This is a genomic window from Pseudomonas sp. FeN3W, assembly GCA_030263805.2.
In the GTDB taxonomy this organism is placed as follows: Bacteria; Pseudomonadota; Gammaproteobacteria; order Pseudomonadales; family Pseudomonadaceae; genus Stutzerimonas; species Stutzerimonas stutzeri_G.
In genome coordinates this window covers 1,128,757-1,153,156 of record CP136010.1, presented here as the reverse complement: position 1 = coordinate 1,153,156, position 24,400 = coordinate 1,128,757, and the positions used below count along the sequence as shown (strand labels likewise).

24 protein-coding genes and 1 pseudogene are annotated in these 24,400 nt (G+C 61.1%); 19 read left to right on the top strand and 6 right to left on the bottom strand.

The window, feature by feature from the left end; all coding sequences use genetic code 11:
* Position 1 precedes the first annotated feature (1 nt).
* Both P5704_005245 and P5704_005240 read right to left on the bottom strand, forming a co-directional pair.
* Complete coding sequence (locus tag P5704_005245) at positions 2-487, bottom strand: YchJ family protein (GenBank protein WOF79901.1); 486 nt, start codon at positions 485-487, stop codon at positions 2-4.
* Between the two features lies 1 nt (position 488).
* The gene (locus P5704_005240) at positions 489-938 is read right to left on the bottom strand and encodes a DUF6231 family protein (GenBank protein WOF81175.1); all 450 of its coding nucleotides are present in this window, start codon (positions 936-938) and stop codon (positions 489-491) included.
* 459 nt (positions 939-1,397) lie between these two features.
* Between P5704_005240 and P5704_005235 the strand changes: the two are divergent.
* Positions 1,398-1,757, top strand: a pseudogene (locus P5704_005235) (OmpA family protein).
* Between the two features lie 59 nt (positions 1,758-1,816).
* On the opposite strand, the gene P5704_005230 reads toward P5704_005235, so the two are convergent.
* The gene (locus tag P5704_005230; GenBank protein WOF79900.1) at positions 1,817-2,281 is read right to left on the bottom strand and encodes a CopD family protein; all 465 of its coding nucleotides are present in this window, start codon (positions 2,279-2,281) and stop codon (positions 1,817-1,819) included.
* Between the two features lie 87 nt (positions 2,282-2,368).
* Here P5704_005230 and dinG point away from each other — a divergent pair, with 87 nt between their 5' ends.
* From dinG to pdxH, 4 genes are all read left to right on the top strand, one after another.
* Positions 2,369-4,513 carry an ATP-dependent DNA helicase DinG gene (gene dinG / locus P5704_005225; GenBank protein WOF79899.1) on the top strand — a complete coding sequence of 715 codons (2,145 nt, stop codon included), beginning with the start codon at positions 2,369-2,371 and terminating at the stop codon, positions 4,511-4,513.
* Between the two features lie 110 nt (positions 4,514-4,623).
* Positions 4,624-5,772: a serine hydrolase domain-containing protein gene (locus P5704_005220; protein WOF79898.1), complete on the top strand. Its 1,149-nt coding sequence runs from the start codon at positions 4,624-4,626 to the stop codon at positions 5,770-5,772.
* A gap of 136 nt (positions 5,773-5,908) precedes the next feature.
* Entirely contained in the window at positions 5,909-6,535 is a 627-nt protein-coding gene (locus P5704_005215) for an OmpA family protein (protein WOF79897.1), read from the top strand.
* Between the two features lie 196 nt (positions 6,536-6,731).
* The gene (gene pdxH / locus P5704_005210) at positions 6,732-7,379 is read left to right on the top strand and encodes a pyridoxamine 5'-phosphate oxidase (protein ID WOF79896.1); all 648 of its coding nucleotides are present in this window, start codon (positions 6,732-6,734) and stop codon (positions 7,377-7,379) included.
* 218 nt (positions 7,380-7,597) lie between these two features.
* Here the strand turns inward: pdxH and P5704_005205 are convergent, their stop codons facing one another.
* Positions 7,598-7,834: a hypothetical protein gene (locus P5704_005205; GenBank protein ID WOF79895.1), complete on the bottom strand. Its 237-nt coding sequence runs from the start codon at positions 7,832-7,834 to the stop codon at positions 7,598-7,600.
* Between the two features lie 164 nt (positions 7,835-7,998).
* Here P5704_005205 and P5704_005200 point away from each other — a divergent pair, with 164 nt between their 5' ends.
* The 7 genes from P5704_005200 to P5704_005170 all read left to right on the top strand — a co-directional run bounded on the left by P5704_005200 (position 7,999) and on the right by P5704_005170 (position 14,385).
* A complete protein-coding gene (locus P5704_005200; GenBank protein WOF79894.1) occupies positions 7,999-8,460 on the top strand; it encodes a glycine zipper 2TM domain-containing protein in 462 nt (153 codons plus the stop codon).
* A gap of 216 nt (positions 8,461-8,676) precedes the next feature.
* Positions 8,677-11,469 carry a monovalent cation/H+ antiporter subunit A gene (locus tag P5704_005195; GenBank protein WOF79893.1) on the top strand — a complete coding sequence of 931 codons (2,793 nt, stop codon included), beginning with the start codon at positions 8,677-8,679 and terminating at the stop codon, positions 11,467-11,469.
* Positions 11,469-11,798 (top strand): Na+/H+ antiporter subunit C, encoded by a 330-nt coding sequence (locus tag P5704_005190; GenBank protein WOF79892.1) that lies wholly within the window; start codon positions 11,469-11,471, stop codon positions 11,796-11,798. The genes P5704_005195 and P5704_005190 overlap by 1 nt, the downstream gene beginning before the upstream one ends.
* The gene (locus tag P5704_005185) at positions 11,795-13,294 is read left to right on the top strand and encodes a monovalent cation/H+ antiporter subunit D (protein WOF79891.1); all 1,500 of its coding nucleotides are present in this window, start codon (positions 11,795-11,797) and stop codon (positions 13,292-13,294) included. The genes P5704_005190 and P5704_005185 overlap by 4 nt, the downstream gene beginning before the upstream one ends.
* Positions 13,291-13,791 (top strand): Na+/H+ antiporter subunit E, encoded by a 501-nt coding sequence (locus P5704_005180; GenBank protein ID WOF79890.1) that lies wholly within the window; start codon positions 13,291-13,293, stop codon positions 13,789-13,791. The genes P5704_005185 and P5704_005180 overlap by 4 nt, the downstream gene beginning before the upstream one ends.
* The gene (locus P5704_005175; protein WOF79889.1) at positions 13,776-14,045 is read left to right on the top strand and encodes a K+/H+ antiporter subunit F; all 270 of its coding nucleotides are present in this window, start codon (positions 13,776-13,778) and stop codon (positions 14,043-14,045) included. Before P5704_005180 ends, P5704_005175 begins: the two co-directional genes overlap by 16 nt.
* 10 nt (positions 14,046-14,055) lie before the next feature.
* Positions 14,056-14,385 (top strand): Na+/H+ antiporter subunit G, encoded by a 330-nt coding sequence (locus P5704_005170; protein WOF79888.1) that lies wholly within the window; start codon positions 14,056-14,058, stop codon positions 14,383-14,385.
* 54 nt (positions 14,386-14,439) lie between these two features.
* Here the strand turns inward: P5704_005170 and P5704_005165 are convergent, their stop codons facing one another.
* Together P5704_005165 and map are read right to left on the bottom strand one after the other, a co-directional pair.
* On the bottom strand, positions 14,440-17,142 hold the full coding sequence (locus tag P5704_005165) for a [protein-PII] uridylyltransferase (protein WOF79887.1): 2,703 nt from the start codon (positions 17,140-17,142) through the stop codon (positions 14,440-14,442).
* A gap of 37 nt (positions 17,143-17,179) precedes the next feature.
* On the bottom strand, positions 17,180-17,962 hold the full coding sequence (gene map, locus P5704_005160) for a type I methionyl aminopeptidase (GenBank protein ID WOF79886.1): 783 nt from the start codon (positions 17,960-17,962) through the stop codon (positions 17,180-17,182).
* Between the two features lie 286 nt (positions 17,963-18,248).
* Here map and rpsB point away from each other — a divergent pair, with 286 nt between their 5' ends.
* From rpsB to ispC, 7 genes are all read left to right on the top strand, one after another.
* Positions 18,249-18,989: a 30S ribosomal protein S2 gene (gene rpsB / locus P5704_005155; GenBank protein ID WOF79885.1), complete on the top strand. Its 741-nt coding sequence runs from the start codon at positions 18,249-18,251 to the stop codon at positions 18,987-18,989.
* A gap of 127 nt (positions 18,990-19,116) precedes the next feature.
* Complete coding sequence (gene tsf, locus P5704_005150; GenBank protein WOF79884.1) at positions 19,117-19,980, top strand: translation elongation factor Ts; 864 nt, start codon at positions 19,117-19,119, stop codon at positions 19,978-19,980.
* Between the two features lie 200 nt (positions 19,981-20,180).
* Positions 20,181-20,924 (top strand): UMP kinase, encoded by a 744-nt coding sequence (pyrH, locus tag P5704_005145; GenBank protein ID WOF79883.1) that lies wholly within the window; start codon positions 20,181-20,183, stop codon positions 20,922-20,924.
* Positions 20,921-21,478, top strand: coding sequence for a ribosome recycling factor (gene frr, locus P5704_005140; GenBank protein WOF79882.1), 558 nt, complete (start codon positions 20,921-20,923; stop codon positions 21,476-21,478). The genes pyrH and frr overlap by 4 nt, the downstream gene beginning before the upstream one ends.
* A gap of 138 nt (positions 21,479-21,616) precedes the next feature.
* Entirely contained in the window at positions 21,617-22,378 is a 762-nt protein-coding gene (gene uppS, locus P5704_005135) for a polyprenyl diphosphate synthase (GenBank protein ID WOF81174.1), read from the top strand.
* Positions 22,372-23,187: a phosphatidate cytidylyltransferase gene (locus P5704_005130; GenBank protein WOF79881.1), complete on the top strand. Its 816-nt coding sequence runs from the start codon at positions 22,372-22,374 to the stop codon at positions 23,185-23,187. Before uppS ends, P5704_005130 begins: the two co-directional genes overlap by 7 nt.
* Positions 23,184-24,374, top strand: coding sequence for a 1-deoxy-D-xylulose-5-phosphate reductoisomerase (gene ispC, locus P5704_005125; GenBank protein ID WOF81173.1), 1,191 nt, complete (start codon positions 23,184-23,186; stop codon positions 24,372-24,374). The genes P5704_005130 and ispC overlap by 4 nt, the downstream gene beginning before the upstream one ends.
* Positions 24,375-24,400: the final 26 nt, after the last annotated feature.

Genomic DNA, 24,400 nt, shown 5'->3' with positions numbered 1-24,400 from the left:
ATCAGACGTAGGCGGCGCAACACTTCTTGAATTTCGAACCGCTGCCGCACGGGCAGGGATCGTTACGTCCGGCCTTGAGTGGCACTGTCGGATCGATGAAATACCATTTGCCGTCACATTGAACGAACGCTGAGCGTTCCTGGTGCGCATGCTCGCCCGCCTGGTCGTGCCAGCGGGCGGTGAAGGTCACTCGTGCATGCTCTGGCTTGCCGCCCAGTACCGCACTCTCGCTCACCTCCAGCCCCAACCAGGTGCTGTCCAGGCTCCAGCGGCGCATGCCTTCCAAATCCAGCGCCGCCTGTTGTACCGGCAGCGTGGTGGCCTGCAGATAGTCGACCAGACCCAGCACGTAGGCGCTGTAGCGCGAGCGCATCAGCAGTTCGGCGCTGGGTGCGGGCGTGCCAGCGTGATAACGGCCGCAGCACTGATCAAGCGCATTGCCGCTGCCGCAAGGGCAGTTCGGCGCGAGGGTTCGCTGTTCGCTCATGTCACCACCAGTACTTTCCGAAGTTTTCCGGGTTGGCCCAGAACCTGGCATTCAGCCAGTCCGGAACCTGCTTGTATTGGAGCAGGTCGTAGGTGAAGAGCGTCAAGGTCTGTCCGTCGCGCTGGAAGCGCTCGCTGACTTGCAGGGCCAGTGCGTAGAAGTCTGTTGTCTGCCATTCGCATGCGTCGAGATCCACGAGTACCGCCATCCGGCTGGCATTCAGATTGCGAACGCTGCCGAGCAGCTCCAGGCCGTTACGCTTGGGCAAGTGCTCCAGGCAGTCGACGAACAGGGCCAGATCGTAGCGCCGCGAGGCCAGTTGTTCTGGTAGCGGTGCAGCATCGGCGCGCTCTAGCTGACACTCCGGATGACATTCGGCGTAGGCAGCCAGGGCAGGTTGATCGCTACGTCCCACGTGCAACAGATGGCTTGGGGCATAGTGATCGAGCATCGCCGCAAGCGCTTGTTGTGGCGTGTGCACTACAGGGTTTTCGGTCAATCGAGAATCCTCGTTTCAAAGGTGAAGACTAGCGCGGTGCCGTTTGTCGGCCTAGTCTGAAAGTAACCGGAGCCGCCCGGATTCCCGTACGTGGCGATTCTGGCTGAATGTTCATACTGGAGGTTTTGATCGATGAGTACATTACGGACAGCAGTACCCGTTATTGTCATGACCACGTTCCTGGCTGGTTGTGCAGGCGTGCAGAAACAGGATTGGCCGACATGTGCGGCCGTGGGTGGCGTGACCGGTGCCGCGCTGGGGGCCATCGAGAGCAGCTCCTATGCTGGTTGGGGTGCGCTGATCGGCGGTGGTGTCGCGGCAGCCTATTGTTGGGCCAACGGTATGGAAGAGGAAACCGTCGCCGTTGTCGAGACGGTCGAGCCGATGCCTCAGTCCGAGCCGGAACCGGAGCCAGCGGCAGAGCCGGTGCGCGTCGAGCTGGACGTCAAGTTCGACTTCGATCGTGATGTGGTCAAGCAGGACAGCTATGGCGACATCCAGAATCTGGCTGATTTCATGAAGGAATACGGCCAGACCACAACCGTGCTCGAAGGCCACACCGACTCCGTCGGTACCGATGCCTACAATCAGCGTCTCTCCGAGCGCCGCGCCAATGCGGTTCGTCAGGTGCTGGTCGACCAGTATGGCGTCGAGGGTAATCGGGTTAATGCGGTTGGCTACGGCGAATCGCGCCCGGTGGCCGATAACGCAACCGAAGAAGGTCGCGCGATCAACCGTCGCGTAGAGGCCGAGGTCGATGCACGTCCTTGAGTCGAGTGCGGTAACAGATCCAGCCGGGCCCTGTGCCCGGCTGTTTTATTTTTAAGCTGTCAGAACGGCGGCCGTGCGCTGGCCAGTGCGACCACCAGCAGGCCGAGCACGAGGTTGATGCCCACCAGTCGGCGGATCTGTCCGAGCGCCGCACCACCGTCCGGCCACCGCCCGGCTTCGATTGCGCGCTTGAGGACTGGCAGCTGCAGCAGCTGGATACGTAGAAACAGCGCCAGCATCACCAGATACAGGCCGGCCATGATGTGCACGTAGCGCGGTGCGCTTTCCAGCGGTCCGAAACGCATGTGCCACATGCCGATGCCACTCACCGGTAATACCAGCACCGCTACCCAGACCCAGACGAAAAAACGTCGGAAAACATCTGCCCATAATGTCAAGCGTTCCGGTGCCTGCAGCATCGCCACCGCCGCCGGGCGCAGGACCATCCAGGCGAAAAACATTCCGCCCACCCAGACCGTTGCGGCGAGTAAATGCAATGTATAAAGCAGGGCAAATGACGTCATGTGGCAAATCTCCGGTGGCGACAGGGCGAACGCGCGCTATCATAGCCGCCCCATTGAAGTACTGAAAATATATACAGCTCCGCGCCCATGCTCAGCACCGAACTCAAGTCCCAGATCCAGGGCGCCTACACCCGCTTTCTCGAAGCCAAAGGGCTCAAGGCCCGCTATGGCCAGCGTCTGATGATCGCCGAGGTCGCCAAGGTGCTCGGCACTATCAAGACCGACGATGAAGGGCGCCGCGAGAGCGAGCCCGCGGTCGTCGCGGTCGAGGCGGGCACCGGTACAGGCAAGACAGTCGCCTACAGTCTGGCGGCGATCCCCACCGCCAAGGCTGCTGGCAAGCGGCTGGTGATCGCCACCGCCACGGTTGCCCTGCAGGAGCAGATCGTGCACAAGGATCTGCCAGACCTGATGCGCAACAGCGGGCTGAATTTCAGTTTCGCGTTGGCCAAGGGCCGCGGGCGTTACCTGTGCCTGTCAAAGCTGGATCTTTTGCTGCAGGAGGGCCAGGCGCAGAGCGCGACAGCCCAGCTGTTCGAGGAAGAAGGCTTCCGGATCGAGGTCGACGAGCGCAGTCAGAAACTGTTCACCGGCATGATCGAGAAGTTGGCGGGTAATCGCTGGGATGGCGACCGCGACAGCTGGCCGGAGGAGCTGGGTGATGCGGACTGGTCGCAGCTCACTACGGATCACAGCCAATGTACCGGCCGGCATTGCCCCAACTTTCAGCAGTGCGCGTTCTACAAGGCGCGTGAGGGCATGACCAAGGTCGACGTGATCGTCACCAACCACGACATGGTTCTGGCTGATCTGGCCCTTGGCGGCGGTGCGGTATTGCCCGATCCACGTGACACCATCTACGTCTTCGACGAAGGTCATCACCTGCCGGACAAGGCCATCGGTCACTTCGCCCATTTCACCCGATTGCGTTCCACGGCTGACTGGCTCGGGCAGGTGGAAAAGAATCTGACCAAGCTGCTCGCCCAGCATCCGCTGCCGGGCGAGCTCGGCCGATTGATGGAGGGCATCCCCGAACTGGCTCGCGATCTGCGTACTCAGCAGCAGTTCATGTTCAGTGCCTGTGAGCAGTTGGCCGACTTCAAGGCTGGTGAGGACATGGAGGGCCGTGAACGGCCTCGGCACCGTTTCGTCGGTGGCGTGGTGCCGGAGCATCTGATCGAGCTGGGCACCGAACTGAAGAAGGGTTTTTCCAAGCTGACCGATCTGTTCAGTCGCATCGCTGAACTGCTCAAGGAGGCCATGGACGGAGAAGCAGGTGGCGGAATCGCCAGCCATCAGGCCGAGGAGTGGTACCCGCTGTTCGGCAGTCTGCTGACGCGTTCGCAGAACAATTGGGAGTTGTGGACCGCATTCACCGTCGAAGATCCGGAGGACAGCCCGCCAATGGCGCGCTGGCTGACCCTGGCGGAAGGCGGGGCGCTGTTCGATATCGAGGTCAATGCCAGTCCGATCCTCGCAGCGGAAACACTGCGGCGCAATCTCTGGAATGTCGCCTTTGGTGCGCTGGTGACATCGGCGACGCTCACGGCGCTGAACAGCTTCGACCGCTATCGCATGCGCGCCGGCTTGCCCAGGGCGGCGGTCACCGCCGTGGTGCCGAGTCCTTTTCATCATGCCGATGCCGGGGTCCTGCGCGTCCCGGACCTGAAGGCCGATCCGCGCGATGCTGCAGCACATACGGCAGCCATCGTCCGCGACCTGCCGGGGCTGGTCGAAGGGGCGCGGGGAACACTGGTGCTGTTCTCCTCGCGCAAGCAGATGCAGGACGTGTTCGATGGCCTTGAGCGTGAATGGCGTCGGCGGGTGCTGATCCAGGGCAATCTGTCCAAGCAGGAAACGCTGAACAAGCACAAGGCGCGGGTGGACGATGGCGAGTCCAGCGTGCTGTTCGGGCTTGCCAGCTTTGCCGAAGGCGTCGACCTGCCGGGGGCGTACTGCGAACATGTGGTGATTGCGAAGATTCCGTTCGCAGTCCCCGATGACCCGGTCGAGGCGGCGCTGGCAGAGTGGATCGAGGCGCGCGGCGGCAATCCCTTCATGGAGATCGCCGTTCCCGATGCCTCTCTGCGACTGGTGCAGGCCTGTGGCCGGCTGCTGCGTACCGAGGCGGACCGTGGAACCATCACGCTGCTCGACCGGCGGGTGGTGATGCAGCGCTATGGCAAGGCGATCCTCAATGCGCTGCCGCCGTTCCGTCGCGAGATCGGTTGACTGGGCGAGATAACCGGTCGCGATATCCACCCATCAGCGCTTCGTCTGGCGGTTCCGTTGCGTAGCGGCGGTTGCAAGAATCCCGAGAATTGATTGCGAGAGGTGACAGCGTGCAGATTCAGGGCTATTTCGATCTTCGTTTCGAGGCCGTTCGCGATGCGTTCGGCGCACTGTTCGATGGCACCCAGCAGCGCGGCGCGGCACTCTGCGTGCAGATCGGTGGCGAGACGGTCGTCGACCTCTGGGCCGGCGTTGCCGACAACCAGGGCGAGCAGGTGTGGCACAGCGATACGCTGGTCAACCTGTTCTCCTGCACCAAGACCTTCACCGGGGTCGCTGCGCTGCAGTTGGTCGAGGAAGGCAAGCTGCAGCTGGATGAGCCCGTCGGCCGTGTATGGCCGGAGTTCGCGGTCAATGGCAAGGAGGCCATCACCCTGCGCCAGCTGCTCTGTCATCGGGCAGGGGTGCCGGCGATTCGCAGACCGCTGGCCGCAGAAGCGCTGTACGACTGGGATATCATGACCGCCGCGCTAGCTGCCGAAGAACCATGGTGGACGCCCGGCACCGATCAGGGCTACGCGGCGATGACCTACGGCTGGCTGGTTGGTGAACTCCTGCGTCGTGTCGATGGCTGCGGCCCTGGCGAGTCGATCGTTCGTCGGACGGCGGTGCCGCTCGGGCTGGACTTCCATGTCGGCCTCGACGATTCCGAGGCTCATCGCGTCGCTTATCTCACTCGCACCAAGAACGACTTCGGTGACGCTGCCGCGCAGCGCCTGTTCAAGGCTTTGATGAGCGAGCCTGAGTCGATAAGTGTCCGGGCCTTCAACAATCCACCGTCCATCATGAGCAGTGGTAACAAACCGGAATGGCGACGCATGGCGCAACCGGCAGCCAATGGCCATGGCAATGCCCGCTCGTTGGCGGGTTTCTATACCGGGCTGCTGCAGGGCAAGCTTCTGGGTGAGTCGCTACTGCGCGAGATGACCAGCGAGCACAGCGCCGGAGAAGACCGCACGCTGTTGGCCGCCACGCGTTTCGGGCTGGGCTGCTGGCTGGATCAGCCGAACGTCGCCAACGCCACCTTTGGCATGGGCCCGCGGGCGTTCGGCCACCCCGGAGCCGGTGGCAGTGTCGGTTTTGCCGATCCGGAGCGGGAACTGGCGTTCGGTTTCGTGACCAATACCCTCGGCCCCTACGTGCTGATGGACCCGCGTGCGCAATCGCTAGCGCGCAGTGTTGCGACATGCCTGCGTTGAACCACTCGTCACTTCTGGCCTCACAGGCTTTTCAAAAGAAGGGCTTGCGTCCACAATTTCAACTCGAACTCAATAGTGGCCTCACCTCGATTGGTCGCTCCCTCCTAGAACGCCTCTGGTTGACGGAACCTGCCTCATGAACCTGCTGAAGAGCACCTCCCTGATTTTCTGCATGATCGTCGTTGCCGGCTGCAGCTCGAAGAGCGAGAAACCGAGCGAGGTCGCTGCTTCGGTCGCAGTCAAGGTGGATTACGCCTGGCTCGACGAGTATGAGCCGCAGTTGAAGGATGCCCTTATTGGGAGTGGTTTCGAGGTGGAGCGTAGGGACAGCGTACTGGTAGTGACGGCGCCGGTAGATTCCTCGTTCAATCCGGATCGTCCCGGTATGCTCTTGCCGGTAACCCTCGGGCCGATCACTCGCGTCGCGAAGCTGGTCGAGAAGGACGACAAGACGGCCGTAGTCGTACTTGGTCATGCCGACAGCACGGGCTCTGCGGACATCAATCGCACCATCAGTCGCGAGCGTGCTGGTGCCGTGGCGGCCATTTTCCGCCTGAGTGGCCTTAAACATAACCGCCTGCGCATTCGCGGCCTGGGTTCCGATATGCCGCGTGCTGCCAACGACAGCAAGGAAGGCCGGGCCCTGAACCGTCGGGTCGAGATGGTACTGGCGCCGCAGGCGACGATGCTTGCATTGATCGCCAATTACGAGCAGCCGGCGCCGTCGGCGACGCAGGTGGCGCAAGCCGAGGTCGCCAAGTAACACTGCCAGGCATTGGATATCGACAGGCCCGCATGCGGGCCTGTTTTCGTTGGGCATGGTTGCCTTGAATCAAGCGAGTTGCCTAAGCACGCGGATAAGCTAGTCCATACAGGCCGGCTGGGTTCAACCACCGTCGCCCGGCGAATGGCCGCCTGGTAGGCTGAAGCCTGCTTATTCGACTACAAGGAGCCCCGCGATGATCCAGACCCTGGCCGATATGCGCCGTGACTACACCCGTGACGGACTCAGCGAGGCCAATGCACCAGCCGAGCCGTTCGGATTGTTTCGTCAGTGGTTCGCCGAGGCTACGAAAACCGAACAGGCGCCGGTGGAGCCTAACGCGATGTCCCTGGCCACGGTCGACTCCGACGGTCGTCCTCACTGTCGCATCCTGCTCCTCAAAGCGTTGGATGATCGCGGCTTTACCTTTTTCACCAATTACGAGAGCGCCAAGGGCGAGCAACTGAATGCAGCGCCTTATGCAGCCATGACCTTCTTCTGGCCGACACTCGAGCGCCAGGTTCGTATCGAGGGGCGGGTGGAGAAGGTCACTCTGGAAGAGTCGGATGCCTATTTTCAGGTCCGCCCATTGGGTAGCCGGCTCGGTGCCTGGGCGTCGCCGCAGAGCCAGGTGATTCGCGATCGCGCCGAACTCGAGCGTTTGCTGGCGGAAACCGAGCAGCGCTTTCTCGACACTGCGCCGCATTGTCCGCCGCACTGGGGTGGATATCGCCTGTTGCCGGAGCGGATGGAGTTCTGGCAGGGCCGGCCTAGCCGCCTGCATGACCGTCTCGACTATCGATTGATCGCAAACAGCTGGCAGCGGGAGCGCTTGGCGCCCTAGTGGGTCTCCAAACAACGAACTAAGTTGTTCCAAGTTTGCCTGTACCGCGCAGGGCGGCGCTTCGCTGGACGCCAGCGAGCAAAGCTCGCGCGCGCGGTGCTGGTAACGTTCAGTAACCAGCAAGCGATCACCTGATGCGAGGAATGTGTCTTCCGATGGTCAGAGGCCTTGAAGGCGCGGCCCTTTGTTCGGGCTGGTCTATTGCAAACTGTCCGAAATCAGGCTCCGGGGTAATGCTGTGCCTGCTGCTCAAGCCAGCTTTGCAATTCGCGCCGCTTGATCTTCTGGCTCTTTGCATCGGCGAGGCGTTGTAGCATCCAGCTGCGCTTGTCTGGGTCGCCTCCAGCGATCGAAAGCGCCAGGTCCCGATCGGCCCAGCGCCGGAAGCGCACGATCAGCCACCCGTGAAAAGCCAGGCCCGCGATAGTGGTGACGGCTATGATGAAGTAATCCATGGATCGTCTCGTCGAGAGGAACCGGTGCGCAGGGTTCGACTCGCATATGTATGCTTGGAAAGTAGTAAATGCTGAGTCAGGACGGAGAAGTTGCCAAGCGCTTTTTTGTCGCTACTGCTCATGCCGCCGTTCAGAACGAAACAGCTGTCCGCAGGAGAATTGCAATGCGTAGGTCCATTTATGTCGCTTCCTTTACAGCCTTGACGCTCGCTCTGAGCGGGTGCGCCTCCAGCCTGACCGGAGATACCTATTCCCGGGACGAGGCGCGAGCCGTACAGACCGTGCGTTACGGAACCATCGAATCGCTGCGTCCGGTGCAGATCGAGGGAACCAAGACCCCCATCGGCACCGGCGCCGGTGCCGTGGTTGGTGGCGTTGCCGGCAGTGGCATCGGCGGCGGTCGTGGCAGTGCGGTTGCTGCCGTGATCGGTGCGGTTGCCGGTGGCATGCTCGGTGCGGCGGCGGAAGAGGGGGTAACCCGTACCCAAGGTGTCGAGATCACCGTGCGCGAGGATGATGGAAACATGCGTGCCTATGTGCAGGCGGTGGAGCCCAATCAGGTATTTCGCGTTGGGCAACGGGTTCGCATCATGACCGTCAGTGGCACCAGTCGCGTGGCGCCTTGACCACGGCAGCGACTGTCCGGGGCTGAAGTCAGGGCGCTGTCGCCGTTCTGGAAACGGAACGGTGACAGCGCTTTTTGTTTTTCGAAATACATGAATCCATGACGCCAGCATCATCGGTATGGATAATCGGCCGCACATTTGTGTGGTGTTTCAGGCAGTTGCTGTGCCTGCAAGGATAAGAATGCCTCCGGACAGGTGGCTTAAGGGGTCTCGTTCATGGCGCTTGCGCTGATCATCGCTTTGCCATTTCTGGGCATCTTCCTGCCTTTGTTCCTGGAGCGGTTCGGTCGCTCCGCTTGCGCCTTCGGTGCGGGCCTGGCGCCACTGACAGCACTGGTTCTGCTGCTGTCAAAACGGGCCGAGGTATTTGCCGGCCAGACCGAGATCATCCATTACGAGTGGCTGCCGCAGCTCGGTCTCAACCTCAGCCTGCGCCTCGACGGATTGGGCTTTCTCTTCGCCCTGCTGATTCTCGGCATCGGTCTTCTGGTCATTCTCTACGCACGCTACTACCTGTCGAAGAAGGATCCGATGGGGCGATTCTTCGGCTTCTTCCTGTTGTTCATGGGCGCCATGCTCGGTGTGGTGCTGTCCGAGAACCTGCTGCTGATGCTGATGTTCTGGGAGCTGACGAGCTTGTCGTCGTTCCTGCTGATCGGTTACTGGAATCACCGCGCCGATGCCCGCCAGGGTGCACGCATGGCGCTCGCCATCACCGGGGGCGGCGGCCTCGCCTTGCTCGCGGGGATTCTGCTGATTGGCCATATCGTAGGCAGCTTCGAGCTGACAACCGTGCTCGCTTCGGGCGATCTGATCCGCGCCAATGCCCTGTATCCGCTGACCTTGATTCTCGTGTTGCTCGGTGTGTTCACCAAATCGGCGCAGTTCCCGTTTCATTTCTGGTTGCCGCAGGCAATGGCGGCCCCCACACCGGTGTCGGCTTTCCTGCATTCCGCGACCATGGTCAAGGCTGGTGTCTTCCTGCTTGCTCGGCTGTACCCGGCACTGGCCGAGTCGGAGTGGTGGTTCTACATGGTCAGCGTCACCGGGCTGGCGACATTGCTGCTGGGTGCAGTGATGGCGCTGTTCCAGCACGACCTGAAAGGCCTGCTGGCCTACTCCACCATCAGTCATCTGGGCCTGATCACCTTGCTTTTCGGCCTGGATTCGCGTCTTGCGGCGGTGGCGGCGATCTTTCACATCATCAACCACGCGACCTTCAAGGCTTCGCTGTTCATGGCCGCCGGGATCATCGATCACGAGACGGGCACTCGCGACATGCGCCGCATCAATGGCATGTGGAAGTACATGCCGCACACCGCGGCACTCGCCATGGTGGCGTCGCTGGCGATGGCCGGCGTGCCATTGCTCAATGGCTTCCTGAGCAAGGAAATGTTCTTCGCCGAGACGCTCGATCAGCACCTGCTCGGTAGCTTCTACTGGACGATTCCCGCTGCGGCGACATTGGCCGGCGCGTTTTCGGTGGCCTACTCGCTGCGTTTCGTGCATGACGTGTTCTTCAACGGCGAGCCGATCGATCTGCCGAAGTACCCGCCGCATGAACCAGCTCGCTACATGAAGATTCCGGTGGAAATCCTCGTGTTGCTCTGCCTGTTGGTGGGAATGCTGCCGGCTTTCACCGTAGGCCCATTGTTGGCGGCGGCGGTGTCGGGAACGCTGAATGGCAATGTGCCTGAATACAGCCTGTCGATCTGGCACGGCTTCAACCTGCCGCTGGCCATGAGCTTTGCTGCGCTGATTGGCGGAATACTGATCTACTCACTGCGCAAGTGGGCGTTCCGCTGGTATGAAGGACTGCCGACGGTCGATTCGCTGGAGGTGTTCGAGCGGGTAATGGCCGGACTGACCCTCGCTGCCCGCCACGTCACCTGTCTGCTGGAAAACGGCTCGCTGCAACGTTACATCGCCCTCATGCTGTTCAGCACTCTGGTGCTCGTGATCTATGCGTTGACCCCATTGGAAACGCTGCATGGGCCGGTCGTGCTGACACCACTCGATGGCATCACGGTGCTGGGCATGGCGATTCTCGCGCTGACTTCGCTGCTGACCGTATTTTTCCATCGCCGCCGCCTGACCGCACTGATCGTACTCAGTGTCGTCGGTCTCATGGTCGCGCTCGGGTTTGCCCGTTTTTCCGCTCCGGATCTGGCCCTGACTCAGCTTTCGGTAGAGGTGGTTACGATCATCCTGCTGATTCTCGCGCTGTTCTTCATGCCTGACCGTACGCCTGCCGAGTCGAGCAGCCTGCGCGGCTTCCGCGATTTCATTCTCGCGGGCGGCAGCGGCACCATGGTCGCGCTGCTTGCCTACACCGTGCTGACCCGGCCCTATGACAGCATTGCGTCGTACTTCCTCGAAAACAGCGTTTCCGGGGGCGGCGGCAAGAACGTCGTGAATGTGATTCTGGTGGACTTCCGCGGGTTCGATACCTTGGGCGAGATCGCGGTGCTGGCGATCGCCGGCGTAGGCATCTATGCGTTGCTCAAAGGCCTGCGCCTGCCGCACCCGGTTCGCGACTACGGCGGGCGTCCCTGGTCGGTTGATCGGCACCCCATCGTGCTGGATACGCTTGCCCGCGCGCTGCTACCGATGGCGTTGCTGATCTCCGCTTTCGTCTTCCTGCGAGGGCATAACCTGCCGGGTGGCGGATTCATTGCCGGTCTCATCACTGCGGTGGCGCTGATTCTCCAATACATCGCACACGGCGTGAGCTGGGCACAAGCGCGGCAACCGATCAGCTATCACGCACTCTGCGGTGCAGGCCTGCTTATTGCGGGGCTGACGGGTCTGGGCAGCTGGGCGTTCGGCTACGCCTTCCTGACGTCGTCATTCGGGTATTTCCATCTGCCTCTCGTCGGTGAGTTCGAGTTGGCGACCGCAATGCTCTTCGATCTGGGGGTTTATCTGGTGGTTGTCGGCGCGACATTGCTGATTCTTTCCAACATCGGCCAGGTCAGCCAGGACGATTCCAACAGGGAGGTGCTGTAGTGGAAGCGTTGTTCGCGATCACGCTGGGGATCATGACGGCCAGCGGCGTCTATCTGCTCCTGCGTGCCCGGATCTTTCCGGTGGTGATGGGGCTGACGCTGATTTCCTATGCGGTCAACCTGTTCATCTTTTCCATGGGCCGACTGGCGACCGGCGTTCCGGCGGTGATCGGCAAGAGCGCGGAGTACGGCGATCCGCTGCCGCAGGCGCTGGTGCTTACGGCCATTGTCATTGGTTTTGCCATGACCGCCTTCGTGGTGGTACTGGCGTTGCGCAGCATCGGCGAGCTGCGTACCGATCATGTCGATGGTGAGGAGCCGCGCAAATGAATCATGCGTTGATTCTTCCGCTGCTGCTGCCGTTGTTCATGGGGGCGCTGTTGCTGTTCGCCCATCGCGCGGACAAGTCGACCAAGCGCCTGCTTTCATTGGCGGCAACCTGGACCCTGGTCCCTATTGCGATCTGGCTGGTCCTGCTTGCCGATGATGGCCAGCTGCGAATCTATGCGCTGGGTAGCTGGCAACCGCCATTCGGCATCATTCTCATGCTGGACCGGTTGAGTGCGTTGATGCTGCTGGTGACAGCCGTGCTGGCTGGTTTTGCAGCGCTGTACGCTTGCCGTGGTGATGATGAGCGCGGGCCGAACTTTCACGCCCTCTACCAGTTCCAGTTGCTCGGCATCAATGGTGCCTTCCTGACCGGCGACCTGTTCAACCTGTTCGTGTTCTTCGAGATCCTGTTGATCTCCTCGTATGCCTTGCTGCTGCACGGCCATGGCCAGCGCAGGGTGCGTTCGGGCATGCACTATGTGGTGCTGAACCTGCTCGGGTCCTCGTTATTTCTGATCGGCGTGAGCATGCTCTACGGGCTGCTGGGCACCCTGAACATGGTCGACATGGCTGCCCGTGTGGCTGCGGCCGAACCGGCCGATGCGCCGCTGCTGGCGGCCGCTGGGTATCTGCTGCTGGTGGTGTTCGCACTCAAGGGCGCAATCCTGCCGCTGTACTTCTGGTTGCCGCGGGCTTATGCATCCGCCACCGCGCCGGTCGCAGCGCTGTTCGCGATCATGACCAAGGTCGGCCTGTACGCGATCATTCGCGTGTTCACCCTGGTCTTCGGCAGCGAAGCGGGCGAGTTGAGCGGCATGGTCGATCTTTGGCTCTGGCCGCTGGCTCTGCTGACACTCGGTGCGGCCGTGATAGGCGCATTGGCCGCTCGCAGTCTGCAGGTACTGCTGGCTTATCTGGTGGTCGTGTCGGTGGGCACGCTTCTGGCCGGTATCGCGCTCGGCAGCGAGGCGGGGCTTGCTGCGGCACTTTATTACCTGGTCCACAGTACGCTGGTCGCGGGCGGCCTGTTCCTCCTCGCCGATCTGATAGCCCGTCAGCGCGGTGACCTGGGGACCGATCTGATTTCCGCGCCTGCGCTGCGTCAGCCGTTACTGCTAGGCACGCTGTTCTTCATGGGCGCCATCTCCGTCGCCGGTTTACCTCCATTCTCCGGCTTTCTCGGCAAGGTAATGCTGCTGCGCGCCATCGAGCTTGGTGCTGACGCGATCGCGCTGTGGGCCGTGGTGCTGGTGGGCGGGCTGGGCATGCTGATTTCACTGAGCCGAGCCGGCAGCCTGGTGTTCTGGCGCCCCAGTTCCGAGGCGGTGGGACAGCCGGCCGATGCCATTCGGGTTCTGGCGACGCTCGGCCTGCTGCTTGGTAGTGTGATGCTGGTTGTCGCCGCTGGCCCGCTGCAGGCGTTCATGCAGGCCACTGCTGCGCAGCTGCTGGATGTTGCGCCTTATCTGCAGATCCTTCAGGGAGGTGCGGCATGAAAGCACGCTGGCTACCCAATCCCGCACTGACGCTGATGCTGGCCATTCTCTGGCTGCTGCTGAACAACACGTTCAGCTTCGGGCAGCTCTTGCTTGGCCTGTTTCTCGGCTGGGCGATTCCTCTTCTGGTCCGGGGCTTTCTCATCGAAGTGCCGCGCATACGCAAGCCGCTGCAGCTGTGTGTGTTCTCGCTCAAGGTGCTCTATGACATCGTCGTGGCCAATGTGCACGTTGCCAAACTGGTGTTGGGGCCGAAGAAAAACCTGCGTCCTGCGTTCATCGAGGTGCCCATGGCCATCGAGAACGAGTTCGTTCTGTCCACTCTGACCAGCATCATCTCGCTGACTCCCGGAACGGTATCAGCCTGCCTGAGTCAGGATCGCCAGATGCTGATGGTGCATGCCTTGGACGTGCCGGATGTCGATGCGCTGATCGCTGACGTCAAACGTAACTATGAAGCGCCACTGCTGGAGATCTTCGAATGCTCGCCTACGTGATTCCGTTCTGTATGGCTGTGTTGGGGCTGGCGGCGGTGTTGAATGTCGTGCGTCTGGTCCAGGGGCCGGACATGCCCGATCGAGTGCTCGCGCTCGATACGCTGTACATCAACGCGCTCGCGCTTATCGTGCTGTTCGGCATCTGGCTCGCCTCTGACCTGTTCTTCGAGGCCGCACTGCTGATTGCCGTAATGGGGTTCGTCAGTACCGTGGCAGTTGGCAAGCACCTGCTGCACGGCGACATCATTGATTGAGGGGAGCGACATGCCATTCTGGATCGAAGTGCTGGTAAGCGTGTTCCTGATCATCGGTAGCCTCTTCGCGCTGATCGGTGCGATTGGCCTTTACCGGCTGCCGGATTTCTACACGCGCCTGCATGGCCCGACCAAGGCGACGACGCTGGGGGTCGGCGGTATCGTGATCGCGTCGATGATCTTTTTCAGCAGCCAGAACGATGGCCTGAGCCTGCACGAGCTGCTGATCACGCTGTTTCTCTTCCTCACTGCACCGGTCAGTGCGCACATGCTGGCCAAGGCTGCAATGCAGCAGAAGCTGCCAGCCGTCGAGCAGACCCGTGGTCAGCCCTGGGATTGAGCCTGCGCCTATACCTGTCTTGTAGCTCTGGGTAGGTGCGCAGGCGAGGGCAGCTCAGATCAGGATGCTGCTCGGCGACGGCTGCTGTTCGTTCTCCTGCTGCAATTCCTTGACGAGCGCCTGCTGCAGGCGCAGGCAGAACTGCGGGTCGGACAGTGGCTGGTTGTCCGCATCGGTGACGAAGAACACGTCTTCCACGCGTTCGCCCAAGGTTGCGATCTTGGCGTTCTGCACCGACAGGTCGAAATCGAGGAACAGCTGACCTACCCGTGCCAATAGGCCGGGACGGTCCGGTGCGATGATTTCCAGGATGGTCTGCGGTCGCTGTGTGTCGTTGTGGATGGTGACCTGCGGCGGGAAGGCGAAGTGCTTGAGTTGCCGTGGAACACGGCGCTGGATGATGGTCAGGTAGTCGTCCGGATTGCGCAGGGCGGCGATCAGGCCGCTGCGAATCTCCTCGATCCGTTCCGGATTGTTGCCGATCGGGCTGCCGTCGGCGTCCAGCACGATGTAGGTATCCAGCGTGAACTGGCTGCTCGAGGTGAGAATGCGTGCGTCATGGATGTTCAGATTGAGCTGATCCATCGCCGCCACGGTCACGGCGAAGAAGTCATGCTGGTCCGGTGCGTAGATGAATATCTGCGTGCCGCCTTCGAACTCGCGCTGTGTGGTTTCCTTGATCAGGACGAGTGGTCCGCCGTTGGCCGGGTGCTCGATGATCGCGTCGGTATGCCAGGCCACGTCGGTAGCGGTGTGCCGGAGGAAATAGTCGTCGCCCAGCTGCGCCCAGAGTTGCTCGGCGTCATCCGGGTCGGTGCCGTGGCGCACCAGGTCATCCAGCGCAGCGCGCTGGGTCTGGCGGATCTGCTCTTCGCGCCCCAGCGGGTTTTCCAGCCCGCGTTTCAGGGCGCGCTTGGTCTCGGTGTAGAGCTGACGCAGCAGGCTCGCGCGCCAGGAATTCCACAGGGTCGGGTTGGTGGCGTTGATGTCGGCCACGGTCAGGACGTAAAGGTAGTCCAGGTGTGTCTCGTCGCCGACCAGCTGAGCGAAATCGTTGATCACCTGCGGGTCGGACAGGTCCTTGCGCTGGGCTGTGGTGGACATGACCAGGTGGTTTTCCACCAGCCAGACCACCAGGCGGGTGTCCCATGCCGGCAGCTTGTGACGACTGCAGAACTGCTCTGCATCCACCGCGCCCAGCTCCGAATGGTCTCCGCCACGGCCTTTGGCGATGTCGTGATAGAGCCCGGCAATGTAGATCAGCTCTGGTTTGGGCAGCCTTTCGACCAGCTTGCTGGCCAACGGATACTTCTCGGCGACGCCTGGCTTGGTCAGCTTGCGCAGGTACTTGATGACGTTGAGCGTGTGCGCATCGACCGTGTAGATGTGGAACAGGTCATGCTGCATCTGGCCGACAATGTGGCCGAACTCCGGCAGATAGCGGCCCAGGATGCCGTAGCGGTTCATACGCCGAAGATTGCGGTGGATCCCTTCCTTGCACTTGAACAGCTCGATGAACAGGCTGGTGTTGCGCAGATCCTGGCGGAAGATGTCATCGATCAGATAGCGGTGGTCGCGGAGCAGGCGAATGGTGTCGGAGCGGACACCCTGGATGTCGGGATGCTGGGCAAGCAGCACGAAGGTTTCCAGAATCGCGAAAGGGGTGCGTTTGAAGATGGCTGCGTTGCTCACCTCAAGGTAGCCGTCGCGCACCTGGAATCGGCTGTTGAGCGGCACGATCGGGCCCGATTCGCCTTCCCAGAGAATCACTTCGGCGAAGTGCTGACCGACAAGATCGCTGAGTTCGGCAATACTCATGACGACTCGGTAGTACTTCTGCATGAAGCGCTCGATAGCCAGCTTGGCATCGTTGTCTTCATAGCCCAGCAGCGCGGCCAGGCTGCGCTGATGGTCGAACAGCAGGCGGTCCTCGGCACGGCCGGCAAGCATGTGCAGGCCGTAGCGCACCTTCCAGAGAAACTCCTGGGCGGCGGTCAGCAGGCTGTGTTCACCCTCGGTAAGAAATCCCTGGTCGACCATGGCCTGCAGATTGAGCGTGCCGAACTCGCGCCGGGCGATCCAGAGGATGGTCTGGATGTCGCGCAGGCCGCCGGGAGAGCCTTTTACATTGGGCTCCAGGTTGTACTCGGTGTTGTTGTACTTGGCATGTCGCGCGCGCTGCTCGTTGCGCTTGGCGAGGAAGAACTCCTTGCTCGGCCACATCTGCTGGGTGCTGGTGACCCGCAGCATCGCCTGGCGCAGGCGCTCCGGGCCGGCGATCGTCCGGCTTTCCATCAGGTTGGTGATGACCGTTAGATCGGCGCGCGCCTCGTCGGCGCATTCGGCGACGGAACGCACGGCCTGCCCGACTTCCAGGCCGATGTCCCAGAGCAGCGTCAGGAAGCCCTCGATCGAGTCGCGAAAGATCTCCTGGTCGTTGGCGTCGAGCAGGATCAGCAGGTCGATATCGGAGTAGGGGTGCAGTTCACCTCGGCCATAGCCGCCCACGGCGACGAGCGCGATATCGGCGCCCTTGTTCCAGTCGAAGCGATCCCAGGCCGAGCGCAGAATCTGATCGACGAACCAGGCGCGATCCTGAATCAGGCGACGGATGTCCCGACCTGCCTTGAACCGCTCGTCCAGTACCTGCCGCGCCTGGCGTATGGCCTTCTTGTACGCAGCGATGGGGCTGGCCTTCAGCGCCAGCTCCGCCTGAAACTGGCTGCGGTCAAACAGCTCCGGGTCAACCTGGGGCATGCGAACGTCCTCCCGTGGGGGCTGCGGCTGTGAAATCTCAGGCGGAGGTGCGAGCGATGGTGTCGTCGCTGCGCAGGGTGAAGATCTCGTAGCCGTCAGCGGTCACCAGGATGGTGTGTTCCCATTGCGCCGACAGCTTGCGGTCCTTGGTGATGGCGGTCCAGCCATCGCCGAGCAGGCGGGTTTCCGCCCGACCCTGGTTGATCATCGGCTCGATGGTGAAGGTCATGCCTTCCTTCAGTTCCATGCCGGTGCCGGCACGGCCGTAGTGCAGCACCTGCGGCTCTTCGTGGAAGACCTTGCCGATACCGTGGCCACAGTATTCACGGACCACGGAGAACCCGTTTTTCTCGGCGTGTTTCTGAATCACCTCACCGATATCTCCGAGGCGCGCGCCCGGGCGAACCAGCTCGATACCTTTATATAGGCATTCCTGGGTGACCTGGCAGAGGCGCTCGGCCCACTCGGGCACCTTGCCGACCATGAACATCTTGCTGGTGTCACCGTGATAGCCGTCCTTTATCACGGTGATATCGATATTGAGGATGTCACCGTCCTTCAGCGGCTTGTCGTTCGGAATGCCGTGGCAGACGACGTGGTTGATCGAGGTGCAGATCGACTTGGGAAAGCCCTTGTAGTTGAGGGGGGCCGGGATCGCCTGCTGAACGTTGACGATGTGCTCGTGGCAGAGGCGGTCGAGTTCATCGGTGGTGACGCCTGGCTTGACGTGCTCGCCGATCATCTCGAGAACTTCGGCGGCGAGGCGCCCGGCGATGCGCATCTTCTCGATATCTTCGGGCGTCTTGATGGTGACAGTCATGCAAACCTCTTGTGCGCCCGCAGGCGAAGGCATTAAGGAAAGCCGCGATGATAAACCAAAGCACCTGCGGCCTGCAGGTCAGGGCTGGTCAGTGGCTGAGCTCGGCGCCGAGAAAGTGCAAAGCAGTAGCCTCGCGATGACCTTTGTGCTATAAAACGCGCCGCTCAGCGGGGTAGGCCCCGCCGAGCCTAACCCCACACACGTGTCGACACGGTATCCTGGGTGCTCGCAAGAGTTGGATATCGGGACGCGTGGAGGCCTAACCCGACTTATTCGAGGACTGATCATGTCTCAAGTCACCATGCGCGATATGCTGAAGGCCGGTGTGCACTTCGGCCACCAGACCCGTTACTGGAACCCGAAAATGGACAAGTACATTTTCGGCGCGCGCAACAAGATCCATATCATCAACCTGGAAAAAACCCTGCCGATGTTCAACGACGCGCTGCGTTTCGTTGAGAAGCTGGCTGCAGGCAAGAACAAGATTCTGTTCGTGGGTACCAAGCGTTCCGCCGGCAAGATCGTTCGCGAAGAAGCTGCTCGTTGCGGCTCGCCGTATGTCGATCATCGCTGGTTGGGCGGCATGCTGACCAACTACAAGACCATTCGTGCGTCCATCAAGCGTCTGCGCGAGCTGGAAGTACAGTCTCAGGATGGTACTTTCGAGAAGCTGACCAAGAAAGAAGCCCTGATGCGCAGCCGTGACCTCGAGAAGCTCGAGCGCAGCCTGGGTGGTATCAAGGATATGGGCGGCCTGCCGGACGCCATGTTCGTCGTCGACGTCGATCACGAGCGCATCGCCATTTCCGAAGCCAACAAGCTGGGTATCCCGGTCATCGGCATCGTCGATACCAACAGCAGCCCGGAAGGCGTTGACTACATCATTCCTGGTAATGATGACGCCATCCGTGCCGTGCAACTCTACCTCGGCTCCATGGCTGACGCTGTTCTGCGCGGTCGCCAGAACGGTGCCGGTGGCGCTGACGAGTTCGTCGAGGAAGTTGCTTCCGAAGCGGCTCAGGGCTGAGTGCGGCGCACTGCAGCGTGACACCCGATGAACAAAAAGGGGGCTAGGCCCCCTTTTTGTCTCTTGCGAATTGATCACCCGTGTATTGGGTGAGTGGTTTAGAAACCAAATCGAGAGGATTCCCAACATGGCAGAAATCACTGCAGCCTTGGTCAAAGAACTGCGCGAGCGTACCGGTCAGGGCATGATGGAGTGCAAGAAGGCTCTGGTCGCCGCTGGTGGTGACATCGAAAAGGCGATTGACGACATGCGTGCCTCGGGCGCCATCAAGGCCGCCAAGAAGTCGGGCAACATCGCTGCTGAAGGCTCGATCGCCGTTCGCGTCGAAGGTGGCCGTGGCCTGATCATCGAAGTTAACTCGCAGACTGACTTCCTGGCTCTTCAGGACGACTTCAAGGCATTCGTCAAGGAAAGCCTGGACGAGGCCTTCGAGCAGAAGCTGACCGATGTGGCCCCGCTGATCGCTTCTCGTGAATCCGCTCGCGAGGCGCTGGTCGCCAAGTGCGGCGAGAACGTCAACATCCGTCGTCTGACCGCGGTGGAAGGTGAAGTGGTTGGTGCTTATCTGCACGGTCACCGCATCGGCGTGCTGGTCACCCTGAAGGGTGGCGATGCCGAGCTGGCCAAGGATATCGCCATGCACGTGGCTGCCAGCAACCCAGCCGTTCTGAGCCCGGCTGATGTTTCCGAAGAGTTGGTTGCCAAGGAAAAGGAAATCTTCCTGCAGCTCAACGCCGACAAGATCGCCGGCAAGCCGGAAAACATCGTCGAGAACATGGTCAAGGGCCGTATCAACAAGTTCCTGGCCGAAGCCAGTCTGGTTGAGCAGGCGTTCGTCAAGAACCCGGAAATCAAGGTTGGTGAGCTGGCCAAGAAAGCCGGTGCCGAAATCGTATCCTTCGTTCGCTACGAAGTAGGCGAGGGTATCGAGAAGGCCGAAGTCGACTTCGCTGCCGAAGTTGCTGCTCAGGTCGCTGCGACCAAGAAATAAGGCCGCTTCGGTGGTTCTGGCAAAGAGGCTGCCCGCTCACGCGCGCGGCCTCTTTGTCGAATTGGGCAGCGGAATTGTTTTTTTGTCACGTTATAGTCATCGCCTGGCACCAACCGCTGGTTGAGCTGTCAAAGCGCAGATATTTTTTGGTCTGAGTCATTCAGACTTGGTCACAGCACGCCGCAGGAGATAACACGCCAATGGCTCAGCAGATGAGTGCACGCAATCCTCGCTATAAACGCATTCTGCTCAAATTGAGCGGCGAGGCCCTGATGGGCTCCGAAGACTTCGGCATAGATCCCAAGGTCCTTGACCGTATGGCTCTGGAAGTCGGCCAGCTGGTAGGCATCGGCGTCGAAGTGGGATTGGTCATCGGTGGCGGCAACCTGTTCCGCGGCGCGGCGCTTTCCGCAGCCGGAATGGATCGGGTCACCGGCGACCACATGGGCATGCTGGCCACGGTGATGAATGCGCTGGCCATGCGCGACGCGCTCGAGCGTTCGAACATTCCGGCGCTGGTCGTGTCGGCCATTTCCATGGTCGGCGTGACCGATCACTATGACCGTCGCAAGGCGATGCGTCATTTGAAGACCGGTGAGGTGGTCATCTTCTCCGCCGGTACCGGCAACCCATTCTTCACCACCGACTCGGCCGCCTGTTTGCGCGCTATCGAGATCCAGGCGGATGTCGTGCTCAAGGCCACCAAGGTCGATGGCGTCTACACCGCAGATCCATTCAAGGATCCGAATGCGGAGAAATTTGCCGAACTCACGTACGACGAAGTGTTGGACCGCAAGCTCGGCGTGATGGACCTGACAGCCATCTGCCTGTGCCGCGATCACAACATGCCGCTGCGGGTCTTCAATATGAACAAGCCCGGCGCCCTGCTCAACATCGTGCTAGGTGGCGCTGAAGGAACTCTGATCGAGGAATCGAACGAATGATCAACGAGATCAAGCAGGACGCGCAGGAGCGCATGAAGAAATCCCTGGAATCGCTGGATCACGCTTTTGCCAAGATTCGTACTGGCCGCGCCCACCCCAGCATCCTCGACAGCGTGATGGTGTCCTACTACGGTGCCGACACGCCGCTGCGTCAGGTTGCCAACGTGATCGCCGAAGACTCCCGCACCCTGGCGCTGACAGTGTTCGACAAGAGCATGATCCAGGCGGTAGAGAAGGCGATCATGACCTCGGACCTGGGCCTGAATCCGGCTACCGCTGGCACCACGATCCGCGTGCCGATGCCGGCGCTGACCGAGGAAACCCGCAAGGGCTACACCAAGCAGGCGCGTGCAGAGGCCGAGAACGCCCGAGTCGCAGTGCGCAATATCCGCCGTGATGCGATTGCACAGCTGAAGGACCTGGTCAAGGAAAAGGAAATCAGCGAGGACGAGGAACGTCGTGGCCAGGATGACGTCCAGAAGCTAACCGACAAGTACGTTGCCGAGATCGACAAGGCTCTCGAAGCCAAAGAAGGCGACCTGATGGCCGTATAAGGCCGGCATCGAATCGCTGCCGCCGTGCCCTGAATCGCAGAAGCCGGTTCGTGCTGCGGCGGCGCTGATGCCACCGAGCTGTTGCTTGCAGCTTTTTCTTTTGGTTCGCAGCGTGTTTTAGCGCAAGTAGAGTTGTTCATGGAAAAGGTCAGGCAGATCGCCGGGCGGAACGTACCCCGTCACGTGGCGATCATCATGGATGGCAACAACCGCTGGGCGAAGCGGCGTTTGCTGCCCGGTGTGGCCGGGCACAAAGCCGGTGTCGATGCGGTTCGCGCCGTGATTGAGGTCTGCGCTGATTCCGGCGTCGAGGTGCTTACACTGTTTGCTTTCTCCAGCGAGAACTGGCAGCGCCCGGCGGATGAAGTCGGTGCGCTGATGGAGCTGTTCCTCTCGGCGCTGCGGCGTGAGGCACGCAAGCTCGATGAGAATGGCATTCGCCTGCGCATCATCGGAGATCGCACGCGTTTCCATCCCGAATTGCAGGCCGCGATGCTGGAGGTGGAAGAGATGACCTCCGCCAATCATCGTTTCGTGCTCCAGGTTGCCGCCAATTACGGCGGGCAATGGGACATTCTTCAGGCGGCTCAGCACTTGGCTGCCGAAGCGCAGTCCGGGCGTCTGAATCCGGCGGAAATTACGCCCGCTCTGTTTCAGAGCTATCTGGCGACTGGTGACATGCCGTTGCCCGACCTGTGCATTCGCACCGGCGGCGAGCGGCGCATCAGCAATTTCCTGCTTTGGCAGCTTGCCTATGCGGAACTGTATTTTTCCGACCTTTATTGGCCCGACTTCAAGCACGTTGCCATGCGCAAGGCGCTCGCCGATTTCGCCACTCGACAACGGCGATTCGGCAAAACGGGTGAACAGGTCCAAAGCGAGGTCAAGGCCGAATGCTGAAGCAGCGCATCATCACCGCCGCCATTCTTCTGCCCGTCGCGATCATTGGGTTTTTCCTCCTTCATGGGCTCGCTTTCGCCATCTTCATTGGGCTGGTCGTTGCGCTCGGTGCCTGGGAGTGGGCCCGGTTGGCTGGATTCGCCGGCCAGCCGGTGAGAATCGCTTATGCGGCGCTGGTCGTGGTGTTGCTTGCCGTGCTGTATCAGCTTCCGGCGCTGGCCCCCTGGTTATTGGCGCTTGCCGTGCTCTGGTGGCTGGCGGCGACCTATCTGGTGTTGACCTATCCGCAGAGCAGTCGTCTCTGGGGCGGTTCCGCTGGCAGCCTGGTGATCGGTCTGGCGATCCTGCTGCCGTCGTGGCAGGCATTGGTCGTGCTCAAGCAGTGGCCGCTGGGTAACTGGTTGATCCTTGCCGCGATGGTTCTGGTCTGGGCTGCGGATATCGGTGCGTATTTCTCCGGCAAGACGTTCGGCAAGCGCAAGCTTGCACCGCAGGTCAGTCCTGGCAAGAGCTGGGAGGGGCTGATAGGGGGGCTGTTGACCAGTCTGCTGATCACGCTGGCGGTCGGCATCTACCGCGGCTGGTCGGTGCGGGAGTTGGTGCTTGCGCTGTTGGGTGCGGCGGTGGTGGTGTTGATCTCGGTGATCGGCGATCTCACCGAGAGCATGTTCAAGCGTAGCTCGGGCATCAAGGACAGCAGTCAGCTGCTGCCCGGGCACGGCGGTGTCATGGATCGCATAGACAGTCTTACCGCAGCCATTCCGATCTTCACGGTGCTTTTGTGGCTTGCTGGCTGGGGCGTGCTGTGACGCGACCTCTACAGATCACCGTGCTGGGGGCGACCGGCTCGATCGGGCTTAGCACATTGGACGTCATCGCTCGTCATCCGGATCGCTATAACGTATTTGCGCTGACCGGCTTCAGCCGGCTTGACGAACTGCGTTCGCTCTGTCTCAAGCATCGTCCGAGCTACGCCGTGGTCGGTGATGAAGCGCAAGCCGGTCTGTTTCAGGCCCAGTTGCAGTCCGATGGCATTACCACCCGAGTGCTGAGCGGTGAGGGCGGTCTGAGCGAAGTGGCGGGGCATCCCGAGGTCGATGTCGTGATGGCTGCAATCGTCGGTGCCGCTGGGCTGAAGCCGACTCTCGCCGCCGTACAGGCAGGCAAGCGAGTGTTGCTGGCGAACAAGGAGGCGCTGGTAATGTCCGGCGCCCTGTTCATGCAGGCGCTGCGCGATAACGATGCGGTGTTGCTGCCGATCGATAGCGAGCACAACGCGATTTTCCAATGCTTGCCAGCCGATTATGCCCAGGGGCTTGGTGCTGTCGGCGTGCGGCGGATATTGCTTACCGCTTCCGGCGGGCCGTTTCGAGATATCGCGCCGCCGCTTCTGGCGGATGTTTCGCCGGAACAGGCCTGCGCTCATCCCAACTGGTCGATGGGGCGCAAGATTTCCGTGGATTCGGCCAGCATGATGAACAAGGGCCTCGAACTCATCGAGGCCTGTTGGCTGTTCAATGCACGACCAGATCAGGTCGAGGTGGTGATTCACCCACAAAGCGTTATCCACTCGATGGTGGACTACGTGGATGGCTCGGTGCTTGCGCAGCTAGGCAATCCTGATATGCGCACGCCGATTGCGCATGCCTTGGCTTGGCCGGAGCGAATCGATTCCGGCGTTCCAGCGCTGGATCTGTTGCAGATTGGGCGATTGGATTTCCACGCACCGGACGACCTGCGCTTTCCTTGTCTGCGGCTTGCTCGCCTGGCCGCGGAGACCGGTGGTACGGCGCCGGCGATGCTCAATGCCGCGAACGAAGTGGCGGTTGACGCCTTTCTTAATCGACGCATCCGCTTTACCGAGATCGCGAGTATCATCGACGACGTATTGAATCGTGAGGCGTCGGTTCCGACTGTCTGCCTTGAAGATGTATTGGCGGCTGACAACCAGGCTCGGGAAACTGCCGAAAATTGGTTGAGCTGCCGCGGGCGATAGGGTCTGCCGGCCTCGCGGCTTGCAGC

Coding starts and splice junctions, on each gene's coding strand:
- P5704_005245 (WOF79901.1), bottom strand. CDS start 487: ATGAGCGAACAGCGAACCCTCGCGCCGAACTGCCCTTGCGGCAGCGGC.
- P5704_005240 (WOF81175.1), bottom strand. CDS start 938: ATGCTCGATCACTATGCCCCAAGCCATCTGTTGCACGTGGGACGTAGC.
- P5704_005230 (WOF79900.1), bottom strand. CDS start 2,281: ATGACGTCATTTGCCCTGCTTTATACATTGCATTTACTCGCCGCAACG.
- dinG (WOF79899.1), top strand. CDS start 2,369: ATGCTCAGCACCGAACTCAAGTCCCAGATCCAGGGCGCCTACACCCGC.
- P5704_005215 (WOF79897.1), top strand. CDS start 5,909: ATGAACCTGCTGAAGAGCACCTCCCTGATTTTCTGCATGATCGTCGTT.
- pdxH (WOF79896.1), top strand. CDS start 6,732: ATGATCCAGACCCTGGCCGATATGCGCCGTGACTACACCCGTGACGGA.
- P5704_005205 (WOF79895.1), bottom strand. CDS start 7,834: ATGGATTACTTCATCATAGCCGTCACCACTATCGCGGGCCTGGCTTTT.
- P5704_005200 (WOF79894.1), top strand. CDS start 7,999: ATGCGTAGGTCCATTTATGTCGCTTCCTTTACAGCCTTGACGCTCGCT.
- P5704_005195 (WOF79893.1), top strand. CDS start 8,677: ATGGCGCTTGCGCTGATCATCGCTTTGCCATTTCTGGGCATCTTCCTG.
- P5704_005185 (WOF79891.1), top strand. CDS start 11,795: ATGAATCATGCGTTGATTCTTCCGCTGCTGCTGCCGTTGTTCATGGGG.
- P5704_005180 (WOF79890.1), top strand. CDS start 13,291: ATGAAAGCACGCTGGCTACCCAATCCCGCACTGACGCTGATGCTGGCC.
- P5704_005175 (WOF79889.1), top strand. CDS start 13,776: ATGCTCGCCTACGTGATTCCGTTCTGTATGGCTGTGTTGGGGCTGGCG.
- P5704_005170 (WOF79888.1), top strand. CDS start 14,056: ATGCCATTCTGGATCGAAGTGCTGGTAAGCGTGTTCCTGATCATCGGT.
- P5704_005165 (WOF79887.1), bottom strand. CDS start 17,142: ATGCCCCAGGTTGACCCGGAGCTGTTTGACCGCAGCCAGTTTCAGGCG.
- map (WOF79886.1), bottom strand. CDS start 17,962: ATGACTGTCACCATCAAGACGCCCGAAGATATCGAGAAGATGCGCATC.
- rpsB (WOF79885.1), top strand. CDS start 18,249: ATGTCTCAAGTCACCATGCGCGATATGCTGAAGGCCGGTGTGCACTTC.
- tsf (WOF79884.1), top strand. CDS start 19,117: ATGGCAGAAATCACTGCAGCCTTGGTCAAAGAACTGCGCGAGCGTACC.
- pyrH (WOF79883.1), top strand. CDS start 20,181: ATGGCTCAGCAGATGAGTGCACGCAATCCTCGCTATAAACGCATTCTG.
- frr (WOF79882.1), top strand. CDS start 20,921: ATGATCAACGAGATCAAGCAGGACGCGCAGGAGCGCATGAAGAAATCC.
- uppS (WOF81174.1), top strand. CDS start 21,617: ATGGAAAAGGTCAGGCAGATCGCCGGGCGGAACGTACCCCGTCACGTG.
- P5704_005130 (WOF79881.1), top strand. CDS start 22,372: ATGCTGAAGCAGCGCATCATCACCGCCGCCATTCTTCTGCCCGTCGCG.